General features: G+C 71.2%; 22 protein-coding genes. 9 read left to right on the forward strand and 13 right to left on the reverse strand.

What is annotated here, in order from left to right:
- The first annotated feature begins 15 nt into the window (after nt 1-15).
- Entirely contained in the window at nt 16-1,071 is a 1,056-nt protein-coding gene (locus ACFWBN_RS14355; RefSeq protein ID WP_385175979.1) for a tartrate dehydrogenase, read from the forward strand.
- Nucleotides 1,072-1,094: 23 nt separating this feature from the next.
- Here the strand turns inward: ACFWBN_RS14355 and ACFWBN_RS14360 are convergent, their stop codons facing one another.
- The 7 genes from ACFWBN_RS14360 to ACFWBN_RS14390 all read right to left on the reverse strand — a co-directional run bounded on the left by ACFWBN_RS14360 (nt 1,095) and on the right by ACFWBN_RS14390 (nt 7,795).
- Nucleotides 1,095-2,675, reverse strand: a complete 1,581-nt coding sequence (locus tag ACFWBN_RS14360; protein ID WP_385175982.1) for a carboxylesterase/lipase family protein — start codon at nt 2,673-2,675, stop codon at nt 1,095-1,097.
- Between the two features lie 69 nt (nt 2,676-2,744).
- Nucleotides 2,745-4,040, reverse strand: a complete 1,296-nt coding sequence (locus ACFWBN_RS14365) for a M20/M25/M40 family metallo-hydrolase (protein WP_385175985.1) — start codon at nt 4,038-4,040, stop codon at nt 2,745-2,747.
- 619 nt (nt 4,041-4,659) lie between these two features.
- Nucleotides 4,660-5,406, reverse strand: a complete 747-nt coding sequence (locus tag ACFWBN_RS14370) for a VOC family protein (protein WP_385175988.1) — start codon at nt 5,404-5,406, stop codon at nt 4,660-4,662.
- 149 nt (nt 5,407-5,555) lie between these two features.
- On the reverse strand, nt 5,556-5,840 hold the full coding sequence (locus ACFWBN_RS14375; protein ID WP_385175991.1) for an isoamylase early set domain-containing protein: 285 nt from the start codon (nt 5,838-5,840) through the stop codon (nt 5,556-5,558).
- A 181-nt stretch (nt 5,841-6,021) separates the two neighbouring features.
- Complete coding sequence (locus ACFWBN_RS14380; RefSeq protein ID WP_385175994.1) at nt 6,022-6,687, reverse strand: class I SAM-dependent methyltransferase; 666 nt, start codon at nt 6,685-6,687, stop codon at nt 6,022-6,024.
- 96 nt (nt 6,688-6,783) lie between these two features.
- Nucleotides 6,784-7,284: a pyridoxamine 5'-phosphate oxidase family protein gene (locus tag ACFWBN_RS14385; RefSeq protein ID WP_385175997.1), complete on the reverse strand. Its 501-nt coding sequence runs from the start codon at nt 7,282-7,284 to the stop codon at nt 6,784-6,786.
- A gap of 85 nt (nt 7,285-7,369) precedes the next feature.
- A complete protein-coding gene (locus tag ACFWBN_RS14390) occupies nt 7,370-7,795 on the reverse strand; it encodes a VOC family protein (RefSeq protein WP_385176000.1) in 426 nt (141 codons plus the stop codon).
- Nucleotides 7,796-8,020: 225 nt separating this feature from the next.
- Between ACFWBN_RS14390 and ACFWBN_RS14395 the strand changes: the two genes are divergently transcribed.
- The 3 genes from ACFWBN_RS14395 to ACFWBN_RS14405 all read left to right on the forward strand — a co-directional run bounded on the left by ACFWBN_RS14395 (nt 8,021) and on the right by ACFWBN_RS14405 (nt 10,389).
- Nucleotides 8,021-8,356 carry a hypothetical protein gene (locus ACFWBN_RS14395; protein ID WP_385176002.1) on the forward strand — a complete coding sequence of 112 codons (336 nt, stop codon included), beginning with the start codon at nt 8,021-8,023 and terminating at the stop codon, nt 8,354-8,356.
- Nucleotides 8,357-8,439: 83 nt separating this feature from the next.
- Nucleotides 8,440-9,108 carry a DUF6042 family protein gene (locus ACFWBN_RS14400; RefSeq protein ID WP_385176005.1) on the forward strand — a complete coding sequence of 223 codons (669 nt, stop codon included), beginning with the start codon at nt 8,440-8,442 and terminating at the stop codon, nt 9,106-9,108.
- 348 nt (nt 9,109-9,456) lie between these two features.
- Entirely contained in the window at nt 9,457-10,389 is a 933-nt protein-coding gene (locus ACFWBN_RS14405; RefSeq protein WP_385176007.1) for a GNAT family N-acetyltransferase, read from the forward strand.
- Between the two features lie 43 nt (nt 10,390-10,432).
- On the opposite strand, the gene sigJ is transcribed toward ACFWBN_RS14405, so the two are convergent.
- The gene (gene sigJ / locus ACFWBN_RS14410) at nt 10,433-11,386 is read right to left on the reverse strand and encodes an RNA polymerase sigma factor SigJ (protein ID WP_385176010.1); all 954 of its coding nucleotides are present in this window, start codon (nt 11,384-11,386) and stop codon (nt 10,433-10,435) included.
- Nucleotides 11,387-11,559: 173 nt separating this feature from the next.
- Here sigJ and ACFWBN_RS14415 point away from each other — a divergent pair, with 173 nt between their 5' ends.
- A complete protein-coding gene (locus ACFWBN_RS14415; protein WP_385176013.1) occupies nt 11,560-11,967 on the forward strand; it encodes a hypothetical protein in 408 nt (135 codons plus the stop codon).
- Between the two features lie 34 nt (nt 11,968-12,001).
- Here the strand turns inward: ACFWBN_RS14415 and ACFWBN_RS14420 are convergent, their stop codons facing one another.
- Nucleotides 12,002-13,498: a serine/threonine-protein kinase gene (locus tag ACFWBN_RS14420; RefSeq protein ID WP_385176016.1), complete on the reverse strand. Its 1,497-nt coding sequence runs from the start codon at nt 13,496-13,498 to the stop codon at nt 12,002-12,004.
- A gap of 239 nt (nt 13,499-13,737) precedes the next feature.
- The gene (locus ACFWBN_RS14425; RefSeq protein ID WP_385176019.1) at nt 13,738-14,268 is read right to left on the reverse strand and encodes an EF-hand domain-containing protein; all 531 of its coding nucleotides are present in this window, start codon (nt 14,266-14,268) and stop codon (nt 13,738-13,740) included.
- Nucleotides 14,269-14,537: 269 nt separating this feature from the next.
- Between ACFWBN_RS14425 and ACFWBN_RS14430 the strand changes: the two genes are divergently transcribed.
- The 4 genes from ACFWBN_RS14430 to ACFWBN_RS14445 all read left to right on the forward strand — a co-directional run bounded on the left by ACFWBN_RS14430 (nt 14,538) and on the right by ACFWBN_RS14445 (nt 17,787).
- Complete coding sequence (locus tag ACFWBN_RS14430; protein ID WP_385176022.1) at nt 14,538-14,810, forward strand: hypothetical protein; 273 nt, start codon at nt 14,538-14,540, stop codon at nt 14,808-14,810.
- A 63-nt stretch (nt 14,811-14,873) separates the two neighbouring features.
- A complete protein-coding gene (locus ACFWBN_RS14435) occupies nt 14,874-16,007 on the forward strand; it encodes a winged helix DNA-binding domain-containing protein (RefSeq protein WP_385176025.1) in 1,134 nt (377 codons plus the stop codon).
- A 97-nt stretch (nt 16,008-16,104) separates the two neighbouring features.
- On the forward strand, nt 16,105-17,352 hold the full coding sequence (locus ACFWBN_RS14440) for an MFS transporter (RefSeq protein WP_385176028.1): 1,248 nt from the start codon (nt 16,105-16,107) through the stop codon (nt 17,350-17,352).
- Between the two features lie 231 nt (nt 17,353-17,583).
- Entirely contained in the window at nt 17,584-17,787 is a 204-nt protein-coding gene (locus ACFWBN_RS14445) for a cold-shock protein (RefSeq protein ID WP_328929665.1), read from the forward strand.
- Between the two features lie 124 nt (nt 17,788-17,911).
- Here the strand turns inward: ACFWBN_RS14445 and ACFWBN_RS14450 are convergent, their stop codons facing one another.
- The 3 genes from ACFWBN_RS14450 to ACFWBN_RS14460 all read right to left on the reverse strand — a co-directional run bounded on the left by ACFWBN_RS14450 (nt 17,912) and on the right by ACFWBN_RS14460 (nt 23,504).
- Nucleotides 17,912-18,820 carry a hypothetical protein gene (locus ACFWBN_RS14450; protein ID WP_385176031.1) on the reverse strand — a complete coding sequence of 303 codons (909 nt, stop codon included), beginning with the start codon at nt 18,818-18,820 and terminating at the stop codon, nt 17,912-17,914.
- Between the two features lie 156 nt (nt 18,821-18,976).
- Nucleotides 18,977-19,594, reverse strand: a complete 618-nt coding sequence (locus ACFWBN_RS14455; protein ID WP_385176034.1) for a GPP34 family phosphoprotein — start codon at nt 19,592-19,594, stop codon at nt 18,977-18,979.
- A gap of 76 nt (nt 19,595-19,670) precedes the next feature.
- The gene (locus tag ACFWBN_RS14460) at nt 19,671-23,504 is read right to left on the reverse strand and encodes a hypothetical protein (protein WP_385176037.1); all 3,834 of its coding nucleotides are present in this window, start codon (nt 23,502-23,504) and stop codon (nt 19,671-19,673) included.
- Nucleotides 23,505-23,555: the final 51 nt, after the last annotated feature.

The raw sequence follows: 23,555 nt of genomic DNA on the forward strand, positions 1-23,555 counted from the left end.
GCTGGAATTCGGGGCATGACGAACCACAGCATCGCCCTCATCCCCGGTGACGGCATCGGCACCGAAGTCCTCCCGGCGGCACGCGAGGTCCTCGACACCGTCGGCCGGCGCCACGGCATCACCTTCGCCTACGAGCACTTCGACTGGTCCTGCGAGCGCTACCTGCGCCTCGGATCGATGATGCCGGAGGACGGGCTGGAGCAGCTCCGCCGGCATGACGCGATCCTCCTCGGCGCGGTCGGCTACCCCGGCGTCCCGGACCACGTTTCCCTGTGGGGGCTGCTCATCCCGATCCGTCGGGCCTTCAGCCAGTACGTGAACCTCCGCCCGATCCGTGTGTTCGACGGACTGCCCAGCCCCGTGCGCGCGGCCACGCCGGGCGACGTGGACTTCGTGGTCGTCCGGGAGAACACCGAAGGCGAGTACAGCGAGATAGGCGGCCGGATGAACCGCGGGTGCCCCGACGAACTGGCCGTCCAGCAGGCCGTGTTCACGCGGACGGGAGTGACCCGGGTCCTCGACTTCGCCTTCGGCCTGGCCGAACGGCGCGGCGGCCGGCTCACCTCGGCGACGAAGTCCAACGGCATCGTGCACACCATGCCGTTCTGGGACGAGTTGGTGGTCGAACGTGCCGCCGAGCACCCCGCGGTCGACTGGAACCAGGAGCACATCGACGCGCTGGCCGCCAAATTCGTCCTCGACCCCGCACGCTTCGACGTCGTCGTCGCGTCCAACCTCTTCGGGGACATCCTCAGCGACCTGGCGGCGGCCGTGGCCGGCGGCATCGGCATCGCTCCGTCCGCCAACCTCAACCCGCGGGGCGAGTACCCCTCCATGTTCGAGCCGGTCCACGGATCGGCTCCCGACATCGCCGGGCAGGGCATCGCCAATCCGATCGGCGCGATCTGGTCCGCCGCGATGATGCTCGACCACCTCGGCCACCCCGAGGCCGCGGCGGACATCACCGACGCCATCGCCCGCGTCCTCGCCACCACCTCGGTGCGCACGCGCGACCTCGGCGGATCCGCGTCCACCGCCGAGTTCACGGCCGCCGTCCTCCAACACCTCTGACGGGGGCGCCGTCACCGGGGACGCTACAGCCCGGACTCCTTGTGCCAGATCCGGCGGGACGCCCCGAGCGGATCCTCGACGACCGACGGTTCGACATCCCAGACGCGAGCCGCCGGCCGGTCCCCCGTGAAGGGGTCCCATCCTGGATCTCCCGAGGTGGCGAAGGATATCCAGGACGTACGGAGCCGCTCGGACAGGCGTGTGAAGTCCGGGGACGGGGGCTTGCCGCCGAACAGGAAGCCCGCCAGAGGTCCGCGCGTATGGCCGAAGGTCGCCGGGATGTCGATGGCGTGGCAGGCGCCCAGGGCTCCGCCGAAGGCCGGACTGCTCCAGGTGAAGTCGTAGAGCCAGGCACGGCCGCCCGCGGCGGCGTGTGCCTCGGCCAGCCAGGTCGCGGGCATCCGGAACAGCGCGTCGGAGTACATGGTGACGTACAACTGGGAGTCGGTCAGGCCCGGATGGGCGGCACGGTACGCGCCGGTGGCCTGACGGCCGAGCCCCAACCCCTCGGTCACGACATCGAGGTCGAGGTTGCGGATCTTCCCCGAGGGCTGCGCCGGCTTCCGCGCGGCGCGCTCGCGGAAGCCCGCGCGTGCCGCCGCGAACATCATGGGCACGGCCTTGAGCATCGCGCCCGGTTTGATCTTGACCTGGCCGCGTTCCATGGCGAACAGGGTGAACTCGTCGTGCGTGTAGCCGGAGATCAGGTCGACGTCGCGCGCGCACCCCGAACGGACGGCGAGCCAGGGCTTGTCGACGACGGTGACGCCGTCGATGACGGGCGAGAAGGAGGTGATGGCCTCGGGAGTCGTCCAGTTCGCCGGATCCGCCCGCATCGCGGGCAGGGGCACGTCCTGTACCGCCAGCAGGGCTTCAGGGGATACGGCGGCCAGCCCCTCACGTCCCACACCGACCGCTTCCCCGATCATCGTGGCGATCCGCCGGGCTTCCTCCTCGGGCAGGAACCGCCCGGCCATGCTCTGGACGATGGCGCGCCGGAAGAGACCGCGCGCGGCGGGTGCGGACAGCAGGGCGGCGACGGACGCGCCTCCGCCGGACTCGCCGAAGATCGTCACGTTGTCCGGGTCGCCGCCGAAGGCCGCGATGTTCTCGCGTACCCAGGTGAGGGCGGCGGCCTGGTCGAGGAAGCCGCGGTTGGCGGGCGCCCCCGGCACGTAGCCGAACCCCTCGAAGCCGACCTGGTAGTTGAACGTCACCATGACCACGCCGCTCCGGGCGAGCACCTCGCCGTCGTAGCTCGGGTCGGCGGAGTAGCCGCTCTTCCACCCCCCGCCGTAGATCCACACCATGACGGGCAGCCGGTCACCGGCGCCGCCCGGAGTCCAGACGTTCATGCTGAGGCAGTCCAGGCCGTCCTCCGGTCGCCAGGCCGCGGGCATTCCGGGAACCAGCGGCAACTGCGGTGGTGCGGCTCCGAAGGAGGTGGCCGGACGGACCCCGTCCCAGGCGGGGACCGGGGCCGGCGCGCGGAACCTCAGGGGACCTTCCGGCGGGAGGGCGTAGGGGATCCCTTTGAAAACGGACAACCCGTTCTCTGCCGTTCCTTCGATCTTGCCGGCCGAGGTCTCGATGACGACACCCATGGGGAGGCTCCTTTCACTTTCACGTCGAGAGTCTGAGGACCGCGTCGAGCAGGCATTTCCCGCCGAACATCAGGTCGGTGATCCGGGCATGCTCATCAGGTGCGTGGATGAGGCGCATGACGTCCGCGTCGCTCGCGGAGGGAAGGAATCCGACCACCTTCGTGGCGGGGAAGGCGCGGGCGTCCGTGGCGGCGGGATGATGTACGGCAGGATCTGCGCACCCGGTTCGTGGGCTGCGACCGTATCGCCCAGAACCCGCAGGAGTTCCGGGTCGTCGTGTACGCCGTGACTCACCCTGCCGTGCAGCAGCGACACCTCGACACGGTCTCCGACTGCCCTCTGGACCTCCTCCACCCACCGATCGGGCAGCTCGCCCGGCAGCAGGCGGCCGTCCAGCACCACGCTCGCCTCGACGGGCACCACGTTCTGCCGGTGTCCCGCGGACAGCACGGTGGGAGTGGCGGTGTTGTGGAGTCCGGCGACGACGAACTCCCGCAGGACGGGGTCGATGGGCAGGCTGTGCGCACGGGCCCACGTCGGCTCCCGCACCAGCCGCTCGATCGCCTCCGCGCCCGCTCCGGGGTGCAGGTCCGCCAGGGTGCCGAGCATGCGCCGCGCGGTCGGATGGAGCACCGACTCCGGGGCGAACGCGCGCAATCGGAGCAGGGCCTCGGCCAGCGTGAAGACCGCCGACTCCGAGCGCGGTACGGAGGCGTGGCCGCCCGGCCCGCGCGCGGTGAACCGCATCCGGGCGCTGCCCTTCTCGGCCACCTGGACGGTGTAAACGGGGCCGCCGGGAGTCGCGAAGCGCTGGCCGCCGCCTTCGTTGAACGCGAATTCGGCTTCGACGAGGCCGCGGTGGTTCTCCCACAGCCAGTACGCCCCTCGCCTGCTGCCGGCTTCCTCGTCGGCGGTGACCACCAGCAGCACATCCCGCCGCAGGGGAATCCGGTGCGCGGCGAGCAGCTGCACCACCAGCAGGCTCGCGGCGATCTGGCCCTTCATGTCGAGTGCCCCCCGGCCCCACACACGGCCGTCCGCGACCTCGCCCGAGAAGGGGGGACGACTCCAGCCGTCGGGTTGGGCGCCGACGACGTCGGCGTGGCCCAGCAGCATGAGGGGCGGTTCCTGTCCTGTGCTGGGCAGCCGGGCGACGAGGTTGGCCCGTCCGGGCTCGGACTCCAGAACCTCGTGTGCGATCCCGGAGCGGGACAGCTCGCGGGAGAGGTGGCGTGCGACGGCGATCTCATTGCCCGGCGGGTTCGAGGTGTCCAGGCGGATCAGCGCCGAAAGGTGGTCGACGAGGTGTCGTTCCTGGTCGGCCCAGGAGAAGGGCAGCGGCATCGGCCGGGGCGCGGTGGGCATCTACCCTCCGGAGTTCCCGGAACGGCACAGGGCCGGACAGCGGGAAGGGGCTGTCATCCGGAGCCTCCGTGGTTCGAGCGAGTGTTGTTACACGTGTAACTATCCCTGATGGATCTGTGTAGCATCGCACCCGCGCTCTGGTCTAGCCCCTTTGCTCAGCGTGCTGTGAATCGTGACCATTGCGACTGCTCCCCGCCCCGCAGTTCTCGGCACGTGTAACCGCCGCGGCCCCTGCGAGGCCGTTCCGCCAACCGGCGGCGGTGACCCCGGCCCCTTCGACCTGGTCCTCAACCGGCACGGACTACTGGACGCGGCAAGCATCCGCACCGCAGTCGCGCCGGGCGGGCGCTTCCTCACCCAGCAGGTGGGCAGCCGCAACCAGCGGGAACTGAATGAATCCCTCGGCATCCCCGCACCGAACGATCCCGACCGGTGGCCCCTGGGCCTCGCCGTAGAGGCGCTGGAAGGCGCGGGCCTGGACGTGACCACCGCGCGAGAGGAGATGAGCCTCTACACCTTCCACGACATCGGAGCGGTCATCATCCAACTGCGCGCCATTCCCTGGCAGTTCCCCGGGTTCGAGCATCGCAGCGCAACCACGCGGCTGAGAGGCGGGCGGTCAGGAGGCGCCGGGTCCGGCCGGGCCGACGATGCCGAACAGGGCACCGTCGGGGTCGCGCAGGGTGATCTCGCGGGGGAAGGGGTCGGGGTCCTTGCCGGAGGCGGTGCTGCCGCCCAGTCCGACGGCCGCCTTCACGGCCATTTCGAGGTCGGGCACCCGGAAGTGGGCGTGCCAGCGCGGCCGGATGTGCGGGTCGGGGGCCTCCGTGAGGGCGCCGCCGCGCAGGCGCGCCACGGTCTGGCCGTGGTGGCGCAACAGGATGTGGTTGCTCTCCTCCACGAAGGCGACCTCGCAGCAGCCCGCGTGGTCACAGGCCCACTCCAGGACCTCACCGTAGAAAATGGCGGCGTCGAAGGCGTTCCTCGTGCGCAGTTCGAGCCAGGCCGGGGCGGCTTCGCTGCCCATGCCCCAGTCGGGGATGGCGTCCCCCTGCCAGATCCCGAAGACCGCGCCGTCCAGGTCGGAGGCGAGCGCGGCCCGCCCGGTGCCGAAGGGCAGCGGCCCGACGGCGACGGTCCCGCTGCGCTCCAGGATGCGCGCCGCCGTGGTGTCCGCGTCGTCGACGGCGAAGTACGGCGTCCAGGCGACGGGGATCGAGAGTGTCGGCGGCAGGGTGCCGATGCCTGCCACCGGCACGCCGTCGCTGAAGGCCACGGTGAACGCGTCTCCGAGACGGGCGGTACGGAATTGCCAGCCGAGGACCGCACTGTAGAACCCTTGGGAGGCGCCCAGGTCACGGGCCATGAGACTGACCCAGCAAGGTGCACCGAATGTTTCATGGCTCGATGTCGACACGACTGTCAACCCCATCCACTGACGCGCCCCCGGGAGCCCCTCCAACGGTACTCGTGGGTGCTGGGGAATACGGTGCGTAGTTGGCCAGGAGCAGGCCGTCAGGTGCGCAGGAGGCTGTTGGGGCCCTCGAGCGCGTCGGCTCCCTCGTCGTTGAACCAGTAGTCGCCCGCGGCCAGGTAGCGGAAGGCGTGCGTGGCCTTCCCCGGCAGGGCTACGGTCACCGCCCGCGTGCCGTCCTTCCGCGGCCGCAGCTCGTGGGTGCCGGGCTGCCAGTCGTTGAAGTCGCCCACGACGCTGACGGGTCCCGGCGGGGTGTCCGCGGGCAGGACGAAGGTGACGTCGGTGCGGTCAGCGGCGCCCTTGCGGCGGTGTCGTTCGAGCACGGTGGAGCTCCTGCCAGGTCGGGAAACGTCGGGCACATCCTCGTCCCGAGGCGGCCCGGCCACATGACGACACGGCGGACGGCCACCCGGCCGGGGGAGTGGAGAACCCGAACCGAGGGGGATGACGGCGCCGCGACGACGTCACCGGCCGAAGACTCGGGCCGCCGTACGCCCCGCCCGGTCACTGGGGGCGCGGCGCCTTCGGACCCTGCGCGGAGACCCTCGTCATGGCTGCGAGCCAGGCCCGGACGTCCGGCCGGTCCAGGTTGGTCTCGATCGTGGCCGGTACGAGGGAGTCGATCCGCAGAGTGCCGGCGAACGCGGCTGTGATGTCCTCCCGCGTCAGCCGGTGTGGTCCCCGGGCCCCGGGTGTCTGGGGCTCCCGGTCACTGAAGCACAGCATGAAGTAGCGGCCCCCGGGACGCAGCGCCGCCCGCAGGCCGGCCGCGAAGGCAGGACGGTCGCCCGTATCGAGCAGGTGGAACAGACCGCTGTCGAGGACGGTGTCGAACTGCTCTCCCAGTGCGGCCAGCCTCCGCGCGTCGTGATGGAGGAACCGCACGGTGGCGCCGCGCCGGCGCGCCTTGTCCTCCGCTGCCCGCAGTGCGGTGTCCGCCAGGTCCAGGCCGGTGGCGTCGAGGCCGAGGTCGGCGCACATGAGCACGTGCTCCCCGGTCCCGCAGCCGACGTCCAGGACCCGCCCCCGGATGGCGCCCGACCGGGCGAGGTCGAGGAACGCCTGCTGGGGGCGTCCGATCTCCCATGGCGGCCGGACCGCGTACAGGTCGTCCAGTCGCTGCGAGAGCTGCGCGGTGTCCGCGTCGTCGTGCGGGGGCGGTCCGGCCATGTGGGCAGCCTTCCGGGTTCAGGTATCGGCAGCGCTCTGTGGGATCTGCTCGAACGGGAAATGCGGCCCCACCCCTGCACGGGTGCGGGTGCGTGGTCAGGCCCGGTTGCGCTCCTCCTCCCGCTGCCGGATCAGCTCCTCGACCGCGCTCGGGAGGGTCGTCTCGAAGTCGATCAGCTTGGCCCACGTCGGGGTCACGACGATCCGGACCATGCCCTTGTAGAGCGAGCGGACCTCGGCCTCCCACTCGACGCGTTGCTCGGGCGTCATCGTGTAGGTGCTGTTGGCCTGGAGGTACTCGTCCGGGATGCCGTCGACGAGGTCCAGCTCGGCCCGACCGCGGATGAGCAGGATCATCGGCGGGTGCACCTCGGTGTCGATCGTCAGGGCGACCATCGGGTTCTGGCGCAGGGCCGGCAGTTTCGGGGCGTTCCGCGGTGTGCACATGACGATTTCCGTGCCGTTCCAGACGAAGGCGATCGGAATGGCCCGGGGTGTGCCGTCCTTGGCGACGTAGGCCAGGCGGGTCAGATCGCGGGCCAGGAGTTCCTGGCTGATCGGACGGTTCAGGACCTCGGTGACCTCGCTCGGCTGCATGGTCGGACCACCTTCCAGGGGTCGGGAGTTGACATCACGAATGGGATGAGAGCTGCGGACGCGCTGACCGGCCGAACAGGTCTGTTCAGGTGACCGGCTCGCCGATCCCCAGCAGATTGCCCTCGCTGTCACGGAACCACGCGCCGCGTTCGCCCCGGGCGCCCTTGCTCGGGTAGTTCCCGTCGATCTCGGCGATCCCGTCCGTCGTCTTGAACCCGGGCACGTCGACGTCCTCGAACACCACGCCGTGCTGCTTGAGCTCGGCGACCACGGTGGCGAGGTCGTCCACCTCGAAGGCCATCTGCGTGAACGTGCCGGGCGAGGCTCCGGTCGACCGGAACAGCACGAACTCCGCGCCCCCGCACCGGTACAGCAGACCGCCGGGCCGTTCGTCGACGGGCTCCAGTCCGAGCCGCTCCGCGTAGAAGCGCCGCGCCCGTCCCAGATCCTGGGCGGGGAGCCTGGTCGCCACGCGCGCCGCCCGGGCCAGGAGGTTGCTGCTCACGTTCATCCCCCCACTGTGCCGCGCGCACCGGCCGCAGGCAGGCTGCCGGTGCGCGCCACGGCGGTGACCGCACCGAAAGAAGGACGGCGTTCCGCGAGGGGGGCCCGATATTGAACACGTTCAAGCCCTCTGGCAGTATTGCCGCCGGGAGAACCTGCGGGAGCGGCGGAGGGGTGTGGATCCGCCTGCCCTTGTGGCGGGTTCGCCATGAGCTCAGGAGGTCAGCGCAACATGATCATCGCTCTTTTCGTCTTTCTGATCGTTGGTGTGATGGTGGTTGTCACGCCAGGTGCGGTCCTCGGGTACGTCCTCGTCGTGGTGAGCGGCAGGCTGCCGCTCGGAGCCAGGGTTCCGTTGATGCTGGTACTGGCGGCGGGGTCAGCATCGCTGTGGTTGGCGCTGGGGGGAGTGGCCGCCTTCTGGCAGCCGTCCATCGTGGTGCTGTCGTTCAGCGCGACACTCATCTCGGGATTCACGTTCCTCGCGCGGGAAACCCGCCGGCGCCGCGCGCCCCACACGCCGCCCGTGGTGTGGCCTGGCTGGCATCCACCGGTCAACCCGAGCTGACTGCCGCGTGAGAGTGGACGCATACCGCCGATCGGGTGATGGTGGCCGCCCCCGGCTGCTGTGGGTCCATACGATCACGAGTCATGTCAGCAACACCCGAGGGCGCCGCGACCGGTCCCGCATCCGACTCCATGGCCGTGCACAACGACTGGTTTCCCAGCGGGTGGATGCGGGTCCTGCCCCGCCACCAATCGTTCATGCTGTGCATGATCTTCAGCACGGCGGCTGTACGGCACATGCGGGAACCCGCCATCGGAAAGGTGGCGGAGGAACTCTTCGGGACCGGTCTGCCGGGTGTCTTCCACGGTGTGGGCGACAGCCTCGATTCCCCTGTGATGTGGCTGGAGCCGGATGACCTCGACGAGGCGGACAACGAGCAGGATGCGGCCCGGATCAGGGCCGACGCGGAGGCACGCCAGGCCGCCTGCCAGGCAGCCCTGGAGGCGGCGGGGCTGCGCGCTCCGTCGACGATCCGGGATCTGGCGGACATCATGGTCGCGCTCGGCATCGCCTCGTACGGCGACGGCGTCTGGACGATGCCGGAGACCCTTCCCCTGCCCGAGGACGTACTCCCGCTGCCGCACAGCCTGCGGCAAGTCTTCGGTGAGATGCGACGAGTGGGCAGCCTTGAGGGCGCTGAGCAGGCGATCATCCATCACCTGACGCGCAAGCTGGAGTACCCGGACGAGCTCCTCACCTCCGGCGCTCGGTGGCGGCGCGAGACCTCGAAGGCCATGCGCGCTTCCGCCTGATCCCGGACTGGGACCACTTCCACGAACACCGATTCACCGTTGTCCGCGGGGACTAGAACGTATCTCCTGGGTCTTGTCTTGTCCTGCCGGGCATCACTGTCGCGGGCAGCGTGCCGGCCGGATCGGCCACCCTCACCGCGCTCCTGTTCGTCGTCCGCTCGCCCCTGGCCCCCCTCCGAAACCTCGCAGACGCGACCGAGACCGCTCCTCGCCGGACGGCATCGGACCACGCGCGGTGATTCAGCGGCGTGAACTGCGGATGCCTGCAAAAACCTTTCGGTTGACGCCCGTTGCGCGCGCTATATTCGCGTCGCACCAGCGACCTCGCCCCCGATGACAAGGCACTCTGTGACACTCATTCGCATCGCCCGCCCCGACGAACTCCCCGCCCTGGTCGAGTACCCCGGTGATACCGAACGCAACGCCGCGACCCGCGAGTATCTCGGCCAGCTCCTCGACAGGAAGTGCACGCGGCCGGAGTGGTGCCTCGTTGCCGAAGGCAGCGACGGGCGGCCGAGCGGCAGCGTGGTGCTGTGGACCATACCGGGCCACGAAGTCCCCCTCGCCGTCGTGTTGTTCGAGGCGCCCGAAGACTCACCGGAGACCGGCATCGCGCTGCTCGACGCGGCAGCCGCGAAGGCCCGTGAGCTCGGCGCGACCGAGCTGGAACACGTCGTCGATTCGCCCGCCCAGGCCCCGCAGTTCCAGCGGGACCCACAGCGCCGGGGCGAACTCCTGCGAGGTGCGCGCTTCACGGTGGTTCGCGACGGGCTGCGCTTCAGCCACCAGGTGTCCGGGGAGCTGCCCGCGGACGACCCCCGGCTGGACTTCCGCTCGCTCGCCGATCTCGGCCGGCAGCCGTTCATCGACGTGTTGCAGGAGCTGCTCGCCGACACCGCTGACGCACGCCTGGCCGCCGACGTGCAGCGTCACGGCCTGCGGCGCGCTGCCGAATTGCTCTTCGAGGAGACGGCCGAGCTGCGTCACGAACCCGACTGGTGGGAGATCGGCTACGACGCGGACGGCACCCCCGCCGTGGTCAGCCTGCCGGCCGAGAACCCCAGCGTGCCCGTGATCGGCTTCGTCGGAGTCATCCCCGCCCACCGGGGCAAGGGGTATGCCGTCTCGGTCGTGCGCCGGAGCACACGCGTGCTCGCGGCGAACGGCGCCACCGAGGTCCGCGGGGACTGCGACCGGGCCAATGTGGCCATGGCCCGAGCGTTCCGCAGCGCCGGGTACGAGAACTTCGCGGCCCGACTGGAGTTCAGCCGCCCCCTCTGACGAGGGTGCGAGACGGCCGTGAGGGCCGGATTCCCGGCGCGGGTCAGTTCGGTCCGATCCCGGTCCACGGACGGAGCTTGTCCGGATTGCGGACCGCCCAGATGCGAGTGATGCGGTCGCCGGCCAGGCCGAACGCCGCCACGGTCACGGTGACACCGCCGTGCTGGGCGACCAGGCCGGGCCGGCCGTTGACCGTCCGCTCCAGGAGCGTCATCCCAGGGGCCTTGCCGGCGATGTGGATCAGGTACGCGGCGATGTGCTCGCTGCCCTCGACCGGGTGCAGGACGGCACCGACCAGGCCGCCGCCGTCGGCGACCATGGTGGCGTCGGGGTCGAGGAGGCCGACCAGGGCCTCGATGTCCTTGGCCTCCCACGCCTCCTTGAAATGCCGCACCAGACCGGCCTGCCCGGCCGTCGGCACCACCGGAGCCTGCGCCGCGCGAACACGCCGACGGGCCGAGGACGCCAACTGCCGGCAGGCCGCCGGTGTCCGGCCGACGATCTCGGCGATCTCGGTGAAGGGGTACCGGAAGACGTCGTGGAGGATGAACGCCACCCGTTCCGCCGGCGTCATCGATTCCAGTACGACGAGGAAGGCCATGTCCACCGACTCGTCCAGGGTGACCCGGTCGGCGGGATCGGCCGACTCGGCCCCGCCGCCCGCCCGTCCGCTGATCCACTCCGTACGGTCGGGCAGCGGCTCGGGTATCCATTCACCGACGTAGCGCTCGCGCCGGACCCGCGCGGAGCCGAGCAGATCCAGGCAGATGCGGCCGGCCACCGTCGTCAGCCAGGCGCCGGGCGATTCGATGGCCTCCTGCTGTTGCCGCGACATCGCGTACCAGCGGGTGTAGGCCTCCTGCACGGCATCCTCGGCCTCGGCCAGCGAACCCAGCAGCCGGTAGGCGAGATTGATCAGCTGACGCCTCTCGCCGACGACCACGCTCAGACCCGGCTCGGACCGGTCAAGCCCTGACTCGGACGGGATGGTGCTCATGGTCGTGACCGCTTCCTGGTTCTTCTCGTCCGCTACTGCTCCGCACAGTCCGCCGAAACACCGCACCCGGCCTGCGAGGCAGGCGCCCCACCTCACATTTCGCCGGCCCGTTTCGTCGGACCATCGAGACACTACCGATCCACCGCCGCGAGGCAGAACAGGGGGACCGTTCCATGGCCGCCACACAGACGACAGCAGTGCGGGGAAGCCTCACGTTCCTGAAGGTCGCCATCGCCCTGCAGACCTTGGCCATCTTCTTCCAGGCGGCCACCGCCGGACTCCTGTTGTCCTCGGCCCACGGCGAATTGCTGCACGGCGTCGGAGCGCGCGTGATGTACGGCGCGTCGATGGTGTACGTGCTCGCCGCGATCCTGGCGTGGCGCCCGGGCGGCGGTTCGCCCCGCCCCATCCTGCACGCGTCCGGCTTCCTCGTACTCGCTTCGGTGCAGGTGGTGCTCGGCGTCGCGCGCATACCGTCGCTCCATGTCCCCCTGGGCGTCCTGATGTTCGGCCTGAGCGTGCTGGCGCTGGGCCAGGTGCTGTCCCGCCGCCTTTCGGAGCGCACCGGCACCCGGCGCTAGCCGCCGCGCGAACGACCACCGCCGCGCTCCGGTGTCATGGAAGATGCGAGACGTAGTTCCCCATGAGAACCGCGAAGACACCGAAGGAGATGATCCAGGCGAGCCACAGGGTGGCACGCCTCGACACCGTCTGCCCTGCCATGGCGTTCACACCACCCCAGATGCCGCTCGCCGGAACGGCGCTCACCAATGCGGCGCCGATCGGGTTGGCGGCCTCCCGGCCGGCTTCGGCAAAGCTTTCGTACGCCGCGAAGGCCATCCACCCGCAGATGAGGATCACCAGGGCTCCTCCAAGAAGGCTGAACCAGGGCGCGAATCCATTCCTGCCGACGGGCGTTGCCGGTTCCACCGGCAGGTCCGCCCCTTGCGGCACCTTCCCGTCGGCGGTGCCCAGCAGCACGTCGTCGCCCCGGGTACGGGCCACGAGGTTGACGGTGGAGCCGGGTTTCACCTGCATCGGCCAGGCAAGGCTGCTGTATCCGTCGGCCCGCACCAGGATGCTGTGGAGGCCGGGGGCGACCTTGAAAGCGGACGTCTCGCTTCCCGCGACCCTGCCGAGCACGACGCCGTCGACGAGGACGCGGAGCAAGACCGAGGCATCGTTGGCGACGGTGATGGTCGACTGCGCCAGAGGGTGGGGCTCGCGAGGCTTGGGGGGTTTGGCGGGCTTGGGGGCCTTGGGGGCCTTGGGGGGTGGCGAGGTCTCCGTGGGCGTGTTGTGCAGCGCGGCCAGGGCACTCTTGGCGGTCGGCCGGTCGCGGGGGTCCTTGGCCAGGAGGGCGGTGATGAGCGGGGCCAGCGCGCCGGCGCGCTGGGGTGGTGGTGCTTCGTGGAGCACCACGGCACCGAGCGTGGCGGTCGGGGTGTTCCGCCGGAACGGTGAGACGCCCTCGACCGCCTGGTACAGGGTGACGCCCAGCGAGAAGAGGTCTCCGGCGGCTTCGTCGTCGCTGCCGTTCAACCGCTCGGGGGCCATGTACTCAGCCGAGCCGATGATCCCTCCGGTGGCGGTGAGGGCGGTGTCCGTCTGGTGGACGGATATGCCGAAGTCGGTCAACAGCACCTGCCCGTCCGCGGTCAGCATGACGTTGGCCGGCTTGACATCGCGGTGCGTGATGCCCGCATCGTGGGCGGCCCCGAGCGCGTCGAGCAGTGCCCTGGCCACCAGGGCCACCCGCCGGGCGGGCAGTGGGCCGTCCGTCCGCAGGTGCTGTTCCAGGGAGCGTCCGTCGACGAGCCGCATCACCATCCAAGGGACGTCGTCCTCGACCACGAGGTCGTGGACGGCGACGATGTGGGCATGGTCGCGCAGCTTGGCGGCATTGCGGGCCTCGCGCGCGGCGCGGAGCAAGCGTTCACGATGCTCCGCCTCGGAGGCCGCCGGCGGTAGCCAAACCTCCTTGACCGCCACGTCCACGTGCAGCGTCTCGTCGTGCGCCTTCCAGACGCGTCCGAAGCCTCCGGCCGCGAGCTCCTCGATGAGCCGGTACCGTCCGCCGATGATCCTGCCCGGCCGCGCCTTCGACGCCAATGCGCCCGCCCCCCACTCAGTGCACCATCTCGTCCGACAATGATCAGACAGTACGTACACGTGATCTGAGGATCAATCAGGTCAGCGTGACTCTCCGACGCCGCTGACCCAGACAGCGAAGGGCACGTTCGCCGGCTCGGCGCCGGTCTCCTCCGAGCGGCTCCGCACAGTGTCCAGCTCCCCCCAGGCGATTTGCCGAGGCCACCCCCACCCGCCTCGGTACGGTCGCACCGTTTCGGCTAGCTCGGCCCGTACAGCAGCGCCGCCAGGCCGTGTTGGTGCGCCGCGCCGGTGAAGTCGTTCCAGCTGATCGCACCGTCCCCGTCCGAGTCGATCAGCTCGAACGAGGCCTCCGCCGTCTGGGCCGCCACGTTCTTGAGCCCCCGCCACACCGCGAACTCATGGCGGTCCATCACCCCGTCCCCGTCGCGGTCGGCCACATTGAACTGAGCGTGCAGCGCGGCCATCACCTCCGGGGAGCCCGAGGGCCGGCCGGAATCCGAGGCGGGCAGGGAGGCGACCCACTCCCGGTACTCCTCCCGCGTGATCTTCCCGTCGTGATCGCGGTCGACCAGCTCGGCCTGCTGCTCCCACAGCGCGAGGTTCGCCTCGATCAGGGCGCGTCCCTTCGGGGCGCTCGGCCCCATGCCGTACGACTGGAGCACGTGCTCCGCACTCGCCCGGTAGTCGTCCGCGGCGAGCACCCCGTCACCATTCGTGTCCAGCCGATCGAAGATCAGGTCGGCCACTGTCACCCTGTCGGTACCCATGCCGCGAGCCTAGGCCGAGCGGCTCCCCGTACCAGCGGATTCCCGCACCCGGGGGCGTGTCATGCCAGGTGAGCGCCCCAGCGGGTGCGTGCGGCAGGGGGCTGCTCTAGCGTCGAAGGAGGGAGGGGAGGCCCTGCCGGGCCGGTCCGGTGCGGGAGCCCGGGCCCAGTGGCTGTACGCAGGCCGTGTGCGCTCGGCGCCGTTCCTCCGCCGATCCGTCACATCCAGGTGCCGGGTCGCGCGACGAATCCGGAGAGCAGGTGCGTCCCATGCGCACGTCGACCCGTATCGCAGGTGTCCTCACCGGCCTGACCCTCGCACTCGGTGGCGCGGCCCTCACGGCCCCCGCCGCCCACGCGGACGTTTCGGCCTGCATCAACCAGGTCGAGCGGGAGCTACGGGGTGGCGAGGCCCCGGCCTCCATCAGGTCGGCGTGTTACGTCGGCTTGAACGGTGACCACGAGCAGTGCGTGTCCGGCCTGACCGCGGGCGGTGTGACCAACGGGACCGCCGTGAGCGCCTGCCGGGTGGCCCTCAAGTAGGAGCACCTCTACGCGGCAGCCGCGACGCCGTCGCTGTGCGGGGACAGGGCAGAATCCTGGGCTGTGACGATCACCGCGCTCGAACTCAACAGGGCCACCCTCAGCCGCCAGCTGCTGCTGCAACGCGAACCGCTGAGCGTCCCCGACGGGGTGCGGCGCGTGGTCGCGCTCCAGGCGCAGCACCCGGCCTCGCCGTACATCGCGCTGTGGAACAGGCTCACGGGCTTCGCTCCGGCCGAGCTCGACGCCGCCTTCGCCGGGCGGTCGGTCGTCAAGGCGACCCTGATGCGGATCACCCTGCACGCCGTACACGCCGAGGACTACCCGGTCTTCCGGGCGGCGATGCAGCCGACGCTGTACGCCTCCCGGCTCGGCTCCCGCTTCGCCGCCGCGGGGCTGACCCCGGCAGACGCCCACGAGTTGGTGCCGGAACTGCTGGCCTTCGCCCGCAGTCCGCGGACTTCGGCGCAGATGCAGGCGTGGACCGAGGAACGGCTGGGCGCCGAGAAGAAGGACGGCGCCTGGTGGGGGCTGAAGGGATACGCGCCGCTGCACCACGCCCCGACGGACGCGGCATGGTCGTTCGGCCACCGACCGTCGTTCGTGACGGCGGACACCCCGGCCCCGCCTGCGGGCCGGGCGCTCGATCCGCAGTCGATGCAGACGCTGGTCCTGCGCTATCTGGCAGGGTTCGGGCCCGCCTCGGTCGCGGACATCGCGCAGTTCGCCATGGTGCAGCGGGCACCCGTCCGCGCGGCCCTCCGAGATCTCGACGGCGCCGTCGAACAGCTCCAGGGCCCGGACGGCGGCACGCTGTTCGACCTCCCCGGTGCCTCCCGGCCACCCGCCGACACCCCCGCCCCGCCCCGGCTCATGGCCATGTGGGACAGCACCCTGCTGGCCTACGCCGACCGCAGCCGGCTGATACCGCCCGCCTACCGGCCGCTGGTGATCCGGCGCAACGGCGATGTGCTGCCCAGCCTGCTCGTCGACGGCCACGTCGCCGGGGTGTGGCGCCCGCTGGACGACGGAATCGAGGCCACGGCCTTCCAGCCGCTGTCGCCCGCCACCTGGGACGGACTTGCCGCAGAGGCCCAATCCCTGAAGGCCCTCCTGGACGACCGCGAGGCGGCGGTCTACAGCCGCTACCACCACTGGTGGGACAAGCTCCCCGAGGCCGAGGTGCGGATGCTGTAGCCGGCGTCGCCACCGGGCTACCGCTGGTGTGCGGCAGGCTTGGATGTCACCGGTCAACGTGAGGTTGTTCGTACGAGCGGGCGAGGGTGTGCTGATCATGGTGGCTGGGCGGTCGCTGGGTCGGCGGTTCGGGTGGCTCTGGGCGGCGTACGCGGTCAGCACGCTCGGCACGTGGCTCGCCTTCGACGCGTTCTCCTTGATCGCGATCCTCGTACTGCACGCCGGGACGACCGAGGTGTCGCTACTGGCCGCCGCGGGCCTGGCGGTCGGCACGGTGGTGGCGCTGCCGCTCGGCCCGTGGGTCGAGTTCCGCCGCAAGCGGCCCGTGATGGTCGCGATGGACCTGGTCCGGTTCGCGGCGCTGATGAGCGTGCCCGCGGCGTACGCGCTCGGCCGGCTCAGCTTCATCCAACTCCTGGTCGTGTCGGTCGTCGTCGGCGCGGCCGACATCGCCTTCACGGCGGCCAGTGGCGCATGCCTGAAGGCGCTGGTCCGGCCGGAGGACCTGCTCGTGGCGAACGGGCGGTTCGAGTCCACGACCTGGACCGCCACCATGCTCGGCCCCCCGCTCGGCGGGGCCGCGATCGGCCTGTTCGGCCCGGTGATGACCGTGGTGGCCAACGCGGTGAGCTTCCTGCTCTCGGCGATCGGCATCCGCGCGATCGGCGGCCGCGAGCCGCACCCCGCGCCGACCGGCGCGCCGCCACGGCTGCGAGTCGGCGACCTGTTCGAGGGATGGCGGTACATCCTGACCGACTCCGTCCTGCGCCCGCTGTTCCTCAACACGGTTCTGGTCAGCGGCCTGATCATGGCGACCGCGCCGGTGCTCGCCGTCCTCATGCTCGGCCGCCTCGGGTTCACGCCCTGGCAGTACGGACTCGCGTTCGCCGTGCCCTGCGTCGGCGGCCTGATCGGCTCACGGCTGGCCCCGCGGCTCGTCGTACGGTTCGGGCGGCACCGGGTCATGCGCACCGCCGGGACGCTGCGGGCATGCTGGCTGCTCGGTCTGGCCCTCGTCGGCCCGGGCACTGGCGGACTCGTGCTCGTCATGGCCGTGGAGCTCGGGCTGATCACCTGCATGGGTGCTTTCAACCCGGTGTTCGCCACCTACCGGCTCGACCGGACACCGGCAGACCGAGTCGCCCGCACCCTGTCCGCGTGGTCGGTCACCAGCAAGGCCACCATCGCCGCGCTGACCGCCCTGTGGGGCCTGCTGGCCGCCCTCACCGGCCCCCGCACCGCGATCGCCATCGCCGGTCTCCTCATCATGGCAACGCCGCTCCTGCTTCCCCGGCACGATCACACGCCACAGCACGAGCGGGAACCGGCCGGCGACCACACATGACAGGCCGCGGTTCACCCCCGATGCCGGAAGGCGAACCGGGAAGAGTCGGCGGCCGGTGATCCTTGCTCTCTGGTGATGGGCGGATCCGGCGTGTAACTTCAGCTCCAGCTGTCGTGGTTCGCAGTACCTGCCCGCGCCCTGGCGTGGGCGTCTTGCTGTGCAGTGCCGGACCAGGGCGATCACCTCCGGGTCCGCGCGGTGCGGATCCGACATCGACTGAAAGGCATGACCATGGCCAGCGGAACCGTGAAGTGGTTCAACTCCGAAAAGGGCTTCGGCTTCATCGCGCAGGACGGCGGCGGACCGGACGTCTTCGCCCACTACTCCAACATCAACTCCACCGGCTACCGCGAGCTCCAGGAAGGCCAGGCCGTGACCTTCGACATCACGCAGGGCCAGAAGGGCCCGCAGGCGGAGAACATCACCGCCGCCTGAAACGCGTAGCCGGCAGGTCCACCCGCTCCGGAGCACGTGCTCCGGAGCGGGACCGGATCGCCCGCCGGGACGCAGGCCCCACGCCCGGTCGCCGGGCGCGGGGCCTCCTTCCTGCCCTGCCCCGTTACCTCTTCACCCTGGTCAGGTGGACTGCCGCGACGTCACTGGCGGTGACGGTGACCTGGTAGTCGCTGTCGACCGCGGTGGCCGTCGCTTTGACCTCGACGTCCCCGGCCTGGAAGGGGGTGGTTCCCGTGGGATCCGCCTCGGCGCTCCAGGCGGCGGGCGCGCCGGGAACACACTTCACGGTGGTGCTGTACGAGCCACGGATCAAGATGTTCCGCTTGACCTGGGTCACCAGGCCCGAAACATCCACCTGAACCGGCTTGTTGCAGGTCACCTTGCCGTGCACGGTGGCCTTGCCGTTGAGCGCGCTGGCCTTGCCCTCGACGGCCACGCCGACGCCCAGCGAAAGCTCCGCGGGAGCGGCCGGGTTCTTGATGTGCACCTGGCCGCGCAAGGCGGGCTCGCCGCCCTCGCAGTGCTGTTCGTACGCGGCGTCGAGGGCCTCGACGTAGCCGTTGGGGCCCCAGGTGATCTTCGAGATGGTGAAGGCCCCGGTCAGCGTGTTGCAGCCGCGGCCGTTGCCGTCGTGGTTGAGGCCGGGGGCGTTGCTCCCGTTGAACGGGAACCGGGTGGCGCCCTCGTACGTTCCGGCCTGAAGCTGTTGGCCTTGCGGCGCGGCCAGGGAGAGGGACCACCAGTCGCCGTTGGCGCCGCTGACGCTGACGTCGACCAGTCCGCGCGCGGCGGATCCGTTCACCTGGATCTGGTCCGTGCCCGCGGAGTAGGAGTAGGACCTACCGCCGCTGATGTAGTCCCCGGAATCGCCGCTGAAGCTGACGGTTCCCTCCGTCACGGGCTGCGCGTGTGCGCCCGTCGCCGTCAGCAGCCCACCCGTGGCCAGAGCGAGTGCGAGCCCCAGCCCGGTGACCGTGCGCGCCAAGGCGCGGCGCATCGTCTGTCGCTTCAAGATCAAATCCCCCCACGTGTCATGCGTGGAACCCTGCACGGCGGGCTGCCGTAAGGGCCACCGGAGTCTTGCAACGCGGGTTTTGGGCAGCAACTCCATTTGTTCAAGGGGCTGTTGGGAATGGCCGAATCTGGTGGTTGCGGGCTCGCGCCGTCGTTATCCGACGCCGCCTCGCCAGATGTTGTCGAAGGCCGCGTCCTCGATGGCTCGGCGTTGCCGTACGGACGACAGTTCCACCAAGGCGTCGTTGACGGCGGCCAGCACGGTCGCGACGGCGTCGTCGGTCACGTCCGGAAGGTCTCCGGTCCGCTCGCCGCGGACCCCGATGGCCTCCGCCAGGTTGACGAGGGCGGGTTCATCCGAGGTCCAGCGGTCCGCAGCCTGGCTTCGGGCGGGCGAATCCGCCAGCTCCAACTGGCCGGCCCGGAAGGAGATGCCGTGACGGCGCTGCCGGGTGAGCTGCCCCTCTGCCTCAAGTGCGGCCTGGTAGGCCGCGGACAGGCCTCGGCCCCTGCGCCACAGCCAGTCGGCGACCGACTCGTAGGGCGCCTCGCGAACGAGCGACGCGGCTGCCTCGTCCAACAGGTGATCGGCCAGTGCCGGCTGGTGGCCCGGCACGATGTGGTCCCCGTCCAGCCTGATGGCCTCGGCGGCGAGGAGGTCGATCGCCTCGGCACCTGCGAGCGCGAGCGACAGGTCGCCTTGTTCGACAGGGAGACCGGACCCCATGTCCATGGAAATGATCAACAAGTCCCGGGGGGTGGTCGTGGTCATCTGGAGCTCCTCGCAATCGTGCAGGAAGGTCGACGGCCCATTATTGATCGACTCGGCCGTGTATCGGGTTCTGGTTTCATCCCCCCGCGCCGGGCGACGACCGGCAGGCCAGGAAGAAGGCGAGCGTCAGCAGGTCGCGTACCTGCTCATCGTCGCTCCAGGTGGTCGCAAGCGCGGACAGGACGGGACGGCGGAGGCCGACGAGCGGGCGCTGGAGCACCGAGCCGGGATGGTCCAGATCGTGCAGCATGCTGATCCACTCGTAGGAGCGCTTGCTTCGCCGGGCGCCGGCGGCCAGCTGACCGCCGTAGGCGACGAAACGACCGTCCGCCGAGGACAGGAGCAGGTTGATGTGGTCGGCGACCCCGCCCAGGGCCGCAGGAGCCGGTACCGGCGCGAGGGTGACCGAGTCGTAGAAACGGATCCGGGCCTCGCTGTTGTCCTTCCCGCCGACCACCCGCCACACCGGCACGGCGAACAGGTTGTCGAGCGGCGGGGTCCGGAGCCGGGCCGTCACCGTGGGTTCGTAGCCGCCGAGTTCCCACCGGAGCAGCTCGCCGTCCGCCGCAGAGGTCAGCAGGTGGTCGGGGCCGGCGAAGACCAAGGAGCGGATGTCACCGCAACCCGGGGGCATCGAGGCCACGCCCAGCGCGCGCCGCAGGCCCGCGTCCGTGGTGACCATGCGGTGGCCGTCCGAGAGCACCAACCGTGACCCGGACGGGTCGGCGGCCAGCAGGTCGCCCCGGGCCAGCCCCCAGATCCCGAGGTCCACCTGCCGGGACTCGCCCGCACCGTCCTCGACCAGCGCGGCGGGTGCGAGCCGGAGCCCGGCCACCCACCCGGTCGCGGTCGCCGCGAAACGGGCCCCGGCGACGGCCGTGCTGCGGGCCAGGACGGACGTCCCCGCCGCACTGTGCCGGACGATCTCGAAGAGGGAGCGGTCCCCGTCGAGCCTTCTGGCCGCCACCACTTGGGTCGGCCCGAGGCAGGCCAGAGCGGAGTGCCCGGATTCGCCCACGTGCAGGGTCGCCCGGCGACCGCCCTCGATGTCGAAGGTCTCGATCGCCTCGCTCTGGTCCCGCCGGATCGTGGCCACCAGCAAGGCCGCACCGCCGTGCGAGAAGGAGACGTAATCGCCGTTGAAGAGGTTCATCTCGGCGGGCAGCCGGGTGGTCGCAGCCTCGGCAAGCCGGGCGACCGCCGCAGCGGTACGGCCAGCGTCGGCTTCCCTGAGCATCATCAGCAGTTCACGGTCGGTGTCCTGCGGCGGCTGCCACCTGCGCAGGGGGATGCGCCGGACGAGCCGGACGGCCTCCGCGATCGGGAGCGAGCAGACCAGCTCCCAGTACGCGGGCCAGTCGCCGGACCGGGCGAGGCGGGCGGCCGCGCGCCCCGCCCGGTCCGGCGGCGGCGGAGTGGGCGGAACACCCGAGGCGTCCCACCCGTAGACCTCGACGGTGACGGCGGGCCGGTGGACCAGCGAGTCGATCGAAACCCTCGGCGAACGTGCCCTGGCCTCGGGGTCCTCCGGCAGGCCGGCGGCGCGGAGGGCGTCGTTCTGCTCGTGCAGTGCGCCGAGGAGGTGGCTTTCGTGCCCGCCCGGCGCCTCCCGGGCCAGCCGCCGCCACAGGGTGACGGACTCCGCGCCGGCCGCTACGGCCTCGACCGGCCGGCCGGCGTCGACGAGTGTGCCGCGCAGTCTTCCAAGGGCGGTGGCCAGCCCCTCCCGGTACGAAGGATCGGCCCGCGCGAGTTCGCGGTAGATCGCGACGGACTCCTCGCCGGCGTCCACCGCCTCCTGGTGCCGGCCCGCCGCCGCGAGTTCCGTCTGCACGTTGAACAGGGAGATGGCCAGATCCGCGCGGTGGGAGACCGGGTCGGCCGCCGACACTTCCCGCCACAGCTCGACGGCCTCCAGCGCGGCCTCCATCCCCGTCTCCGCGCCGTCCTCGCCGCTGCTGCGCAGCGTCAGGGCCTGCGCGTTGGTCAGGGCGATCGCCAACCCCGTCCGGGCCTGCGGGACGGTCGGCGCCAGCCTCCGGTAAATGGCCGCCGCCTCCTGGTTGGCCCGGTACGCGTCCTGCCACCGGCCGGCGTCCTCGAGGAGCGGGGAGTGATTGGCCAGCGCGGTGGCCAGGTGCAGGTCGTACTGCTCCGGGTCGGACCTGCCGAGCCGGCGGAAGATCTCCACGACGCGGGCCTGCGCGGCCAGCGCCTCGGCGTTCAGGCCGATCCGGGAGAGCTGGCTCGCATGGTTGGTGAGGGCCCGGCCGACGTGTTCCTCGTACTCCTGCGGGTCGGCGGCGGCCAGCGCCTCGAAGAGTTCCACGCTCTGCCGCCCGGCGTCCGCGGCCTCCTCGTCGCGGCCGAGGACGTGGAGGTCGTTGCCGTGGTTGACGAGGATGCGGGCGGTCTCGGCCCGGTCGTCGCCCGCCGATGCCAGCCGGGCGGGAAGCAGCCGGACCCGGAGGGTGGCCCGGGCGGTCACCAGGTCGGTCGGGACGGGTTCGGGTATCCGGTCGAGGATCTCCGCCAGCAGGTACGGCTCGACGTCCGGGAGCCCCGCGAGCGCCGAGAGGGCGGCGCCTCCGGCTGCCACGGCGATCGCCGGGTCGGCCTCCAGCAGCGGATACAGGCAGTTCCGTCCGAGGTGCGGCCAGCGTGCGGTCGCGGCGGCCAGTGTGGTCACCGCCCGGCCCGGCCGGGAGATCCCCCGCACCACCTGGGCGGCGGTGGCCGCCGCCCAGGGCTGCGCCGGATAGTCCGCCGTGTGGCCGGGCACGGTGAGGGCGAGGAATTCCTCGGACAGGCGGTCGGGGTAGAGGGGTTCGAGGACGGTCCCGCGTCCCGGATCCGGCGGCGGATAGCAGACCGTGTGGTCGGCGAGCAGACCGGCCGTCGGGTGCCCGAACCGCAGGGCGTCCACCAACTCGGTGCCTTCCACGGCCGGTTGGCTGCCGGCGAGGGCCGCGGTGAACACCGTACGGTTCATCAGCCGCGGCGGTGTGCCGATCTTCCCGTGGCGGTGCCCTTTGTGCAGACGGGCCCAGTTGAGCTGCTCACGGTCGAGCAGGTAGACGGTGAGTCCGGCCAGACCGGCAGGGGAGTCGAGGCCGTCGGCCTGGGCGTCCACCGCGACGAGGGCGGCCATGTGCACGGCCAGGGTCAGTCCGAAGTCCTCGTGCTCCAGGTCCACGCGCGCCGGGGGCGGGGTGATGCCGTACCGGTCCGCGAAGGCGTCACGGGCGGCCCGGAACATCGCGTCGCGCGCCCCGGGGCCGGACGCGTCGAGCGGCGGCAGGGCCTGGGTCGACGCCGATACCTGCTGATTGACCAGCGAGGCCCGGAGCGCCGGCCAGGCATCGGCACTGCGGCCGAGCAGCAGAACGCGGGTGGTCACGCCCGGCTGGTGCAGCAGCGCGTTGCTGAACAACCAGGTGAGAGAGGAAAGGGGCCACCGGTCGGCGTAGTCGACGAGCAGCAGCAGCCCGGCCGCACCGTCGAGCCGTAGGTCCTGACTGCCGGGCGGAGGCAGGACGCTGCCGGGCCCCTCGGTCGCCGTGACCACCTTCCAGCCCTGCCGCAGCTGCTCGCGCGCCAGCTCGTCGGCCAGTCGGGTCTTGCCCTGCCCGCCGGGGGCGTGCAGCCAGCGGGCCGCGCGGCCGGCTCCGGCCCCGCACCACTGCCGCAGCTCGCCCAACTCCCCTTCCCGGCCGGTGAATCCGACCACCGCGAAGCGGGCGTTGAGCATCCGGCTGGGCTGCTCCGCGAGCCAAGCCGAGTCGGGCTCAGGGGGCGGGCGCCAGTTCTCCAGCACGTACAGCGGCGTGCCGTCACCGAACACGTGGATGTCGGCACCGACCACCCCGTACGCGAACCCGCCGGTGGCGGTGACCTGCTGGAAGTTCACTCGGGGCCGCCGGACTCCCGCCGGACGATGGCGTTCCCGCCGGCCGGCGCC

It is taken from the genome of Streptomyces sp. NPDC059989, assembly GCF_042736975.1.
GTDB lineage: Bacteria > Actinomycetota > Actinomycetes > Streptomycetales > Streptomycetaceae > Streptomyces.

Bases quoted from the DNA above. Each gene is read 5' to 3' on its own strand.
- ACFWBN_RS14355 (WP_385175979.1), top strand. From the start codon at position 16: ATGACGAACCACAGCATCGCCCTCATCCCCGGTGACGGCATCGGCACC.
- ACFWBN_RS14360 (WP_385175982.1), bottom strand. From the start codon at position 2,675: ATGGGTGTCGTCATCGAGACCTCGGCCGGCAAGATCGAAGGAACGGCA.
- ACFWBN_RS14365 (WP_385175985.1), bottom strand. From the start codon at position 4,040: ATGCCCACCGCGCCCCGGCCGATGCCGCTGCCCTTCTCCTGGGCCGAC.
- ACFWBN_RS14370 (WP_385175988.1), bottom strand. From the start codon at position 5,406: ATGGCCCGTGACCTGGGCGCCTCCCAAGGGTTCTACAGTGCGGTCCTC.
- ACFWBN_RS14380 (WP_385175994.1), bottom strand. From the start codon at position 6,687: ATGGCCGGACCGCCCCCGCACGACGACGCGGACACCGCGCAGCTCTCG.
- ACFWBN_RS14385 (WP_385175997.1), bottom strand. From the start codon at position 7,284: ATGCAGCCGAGCGAGGTCACCGAGGTCCTGAACCGTCCGATCAGCCAG.
- ACFWBN_RS14390 (WP_385176000.1), bottom strand. From the start codon at position 7,795: ATGAACGTGAGCAGCAACCTCCTGGCCCGGGCGGCGCGCGTGGCGACC.
- ACFWBN_RS14395 (WP_385176002.1), top strand. From the start codon at position 8,021: ATGATCATCGCTCTTTTCGTCTTTCTGATCGTTGGTGTGATGGTGGTT.
- ACFWBN_RS14400 (WP_385176005.1), top strand. From the start codon at position 8,440: ATGTCAGCAACACCCGAGGGCGCCGCGACCGGTCCCGCATCCGACTCC.
- sigJ (WP_385176010.1), bottom strand. From the start codon at position 11,386: ATGAGCACCATCCCGTCCGAGTCAGGGCTTGACCGGTCCGAGCCGGGT.
- ACFWBN_RS14415 (WP_385176013.1), top strand. From the start codon at position 11,560: ATGGCCGCCACACAGACGACAGCAGTGCGGGGAAGCCTCACGTTCCTG.
- ACFWBN_RS14425 (WP_385176019.1), bottom strand. From the start codon at position 14,268: ATGGGTACCGACAGGGTGACAGTGGCCGACCTGATCTTCGATCGGCTG.
- ACFWBN_RS14430 (WP_385176022.1), top strand. From the start codon at position 14,538: ATGCGCACGTCGACCCGTATCGCAGGTGTCCTCACCGGCCTGACCCTC.
- ACFWBN_RS14440 (WP_385176028.1), top strand. From the start codon at position 16,105: ATGGTGGCTGGGCGGTCGCTGGGTCGGCGGTTCGGGTGGCTCTGGGCG.
- ACFWBN_RS14445 (WP_328929665.1), top strand. From the start codon at position 17,584: ATGGCCAGCGGAACCGTGAAGTGGTTCAACTCCGAAAAGGGCTTCGGC.
- ACFWBN_RS14455 (WP_385176034.1), bottom strand. From the start codon at position 19,594: ATGACCACGACCACCCCCCGGGACTTGTTGATCATTTCCATGGACATG.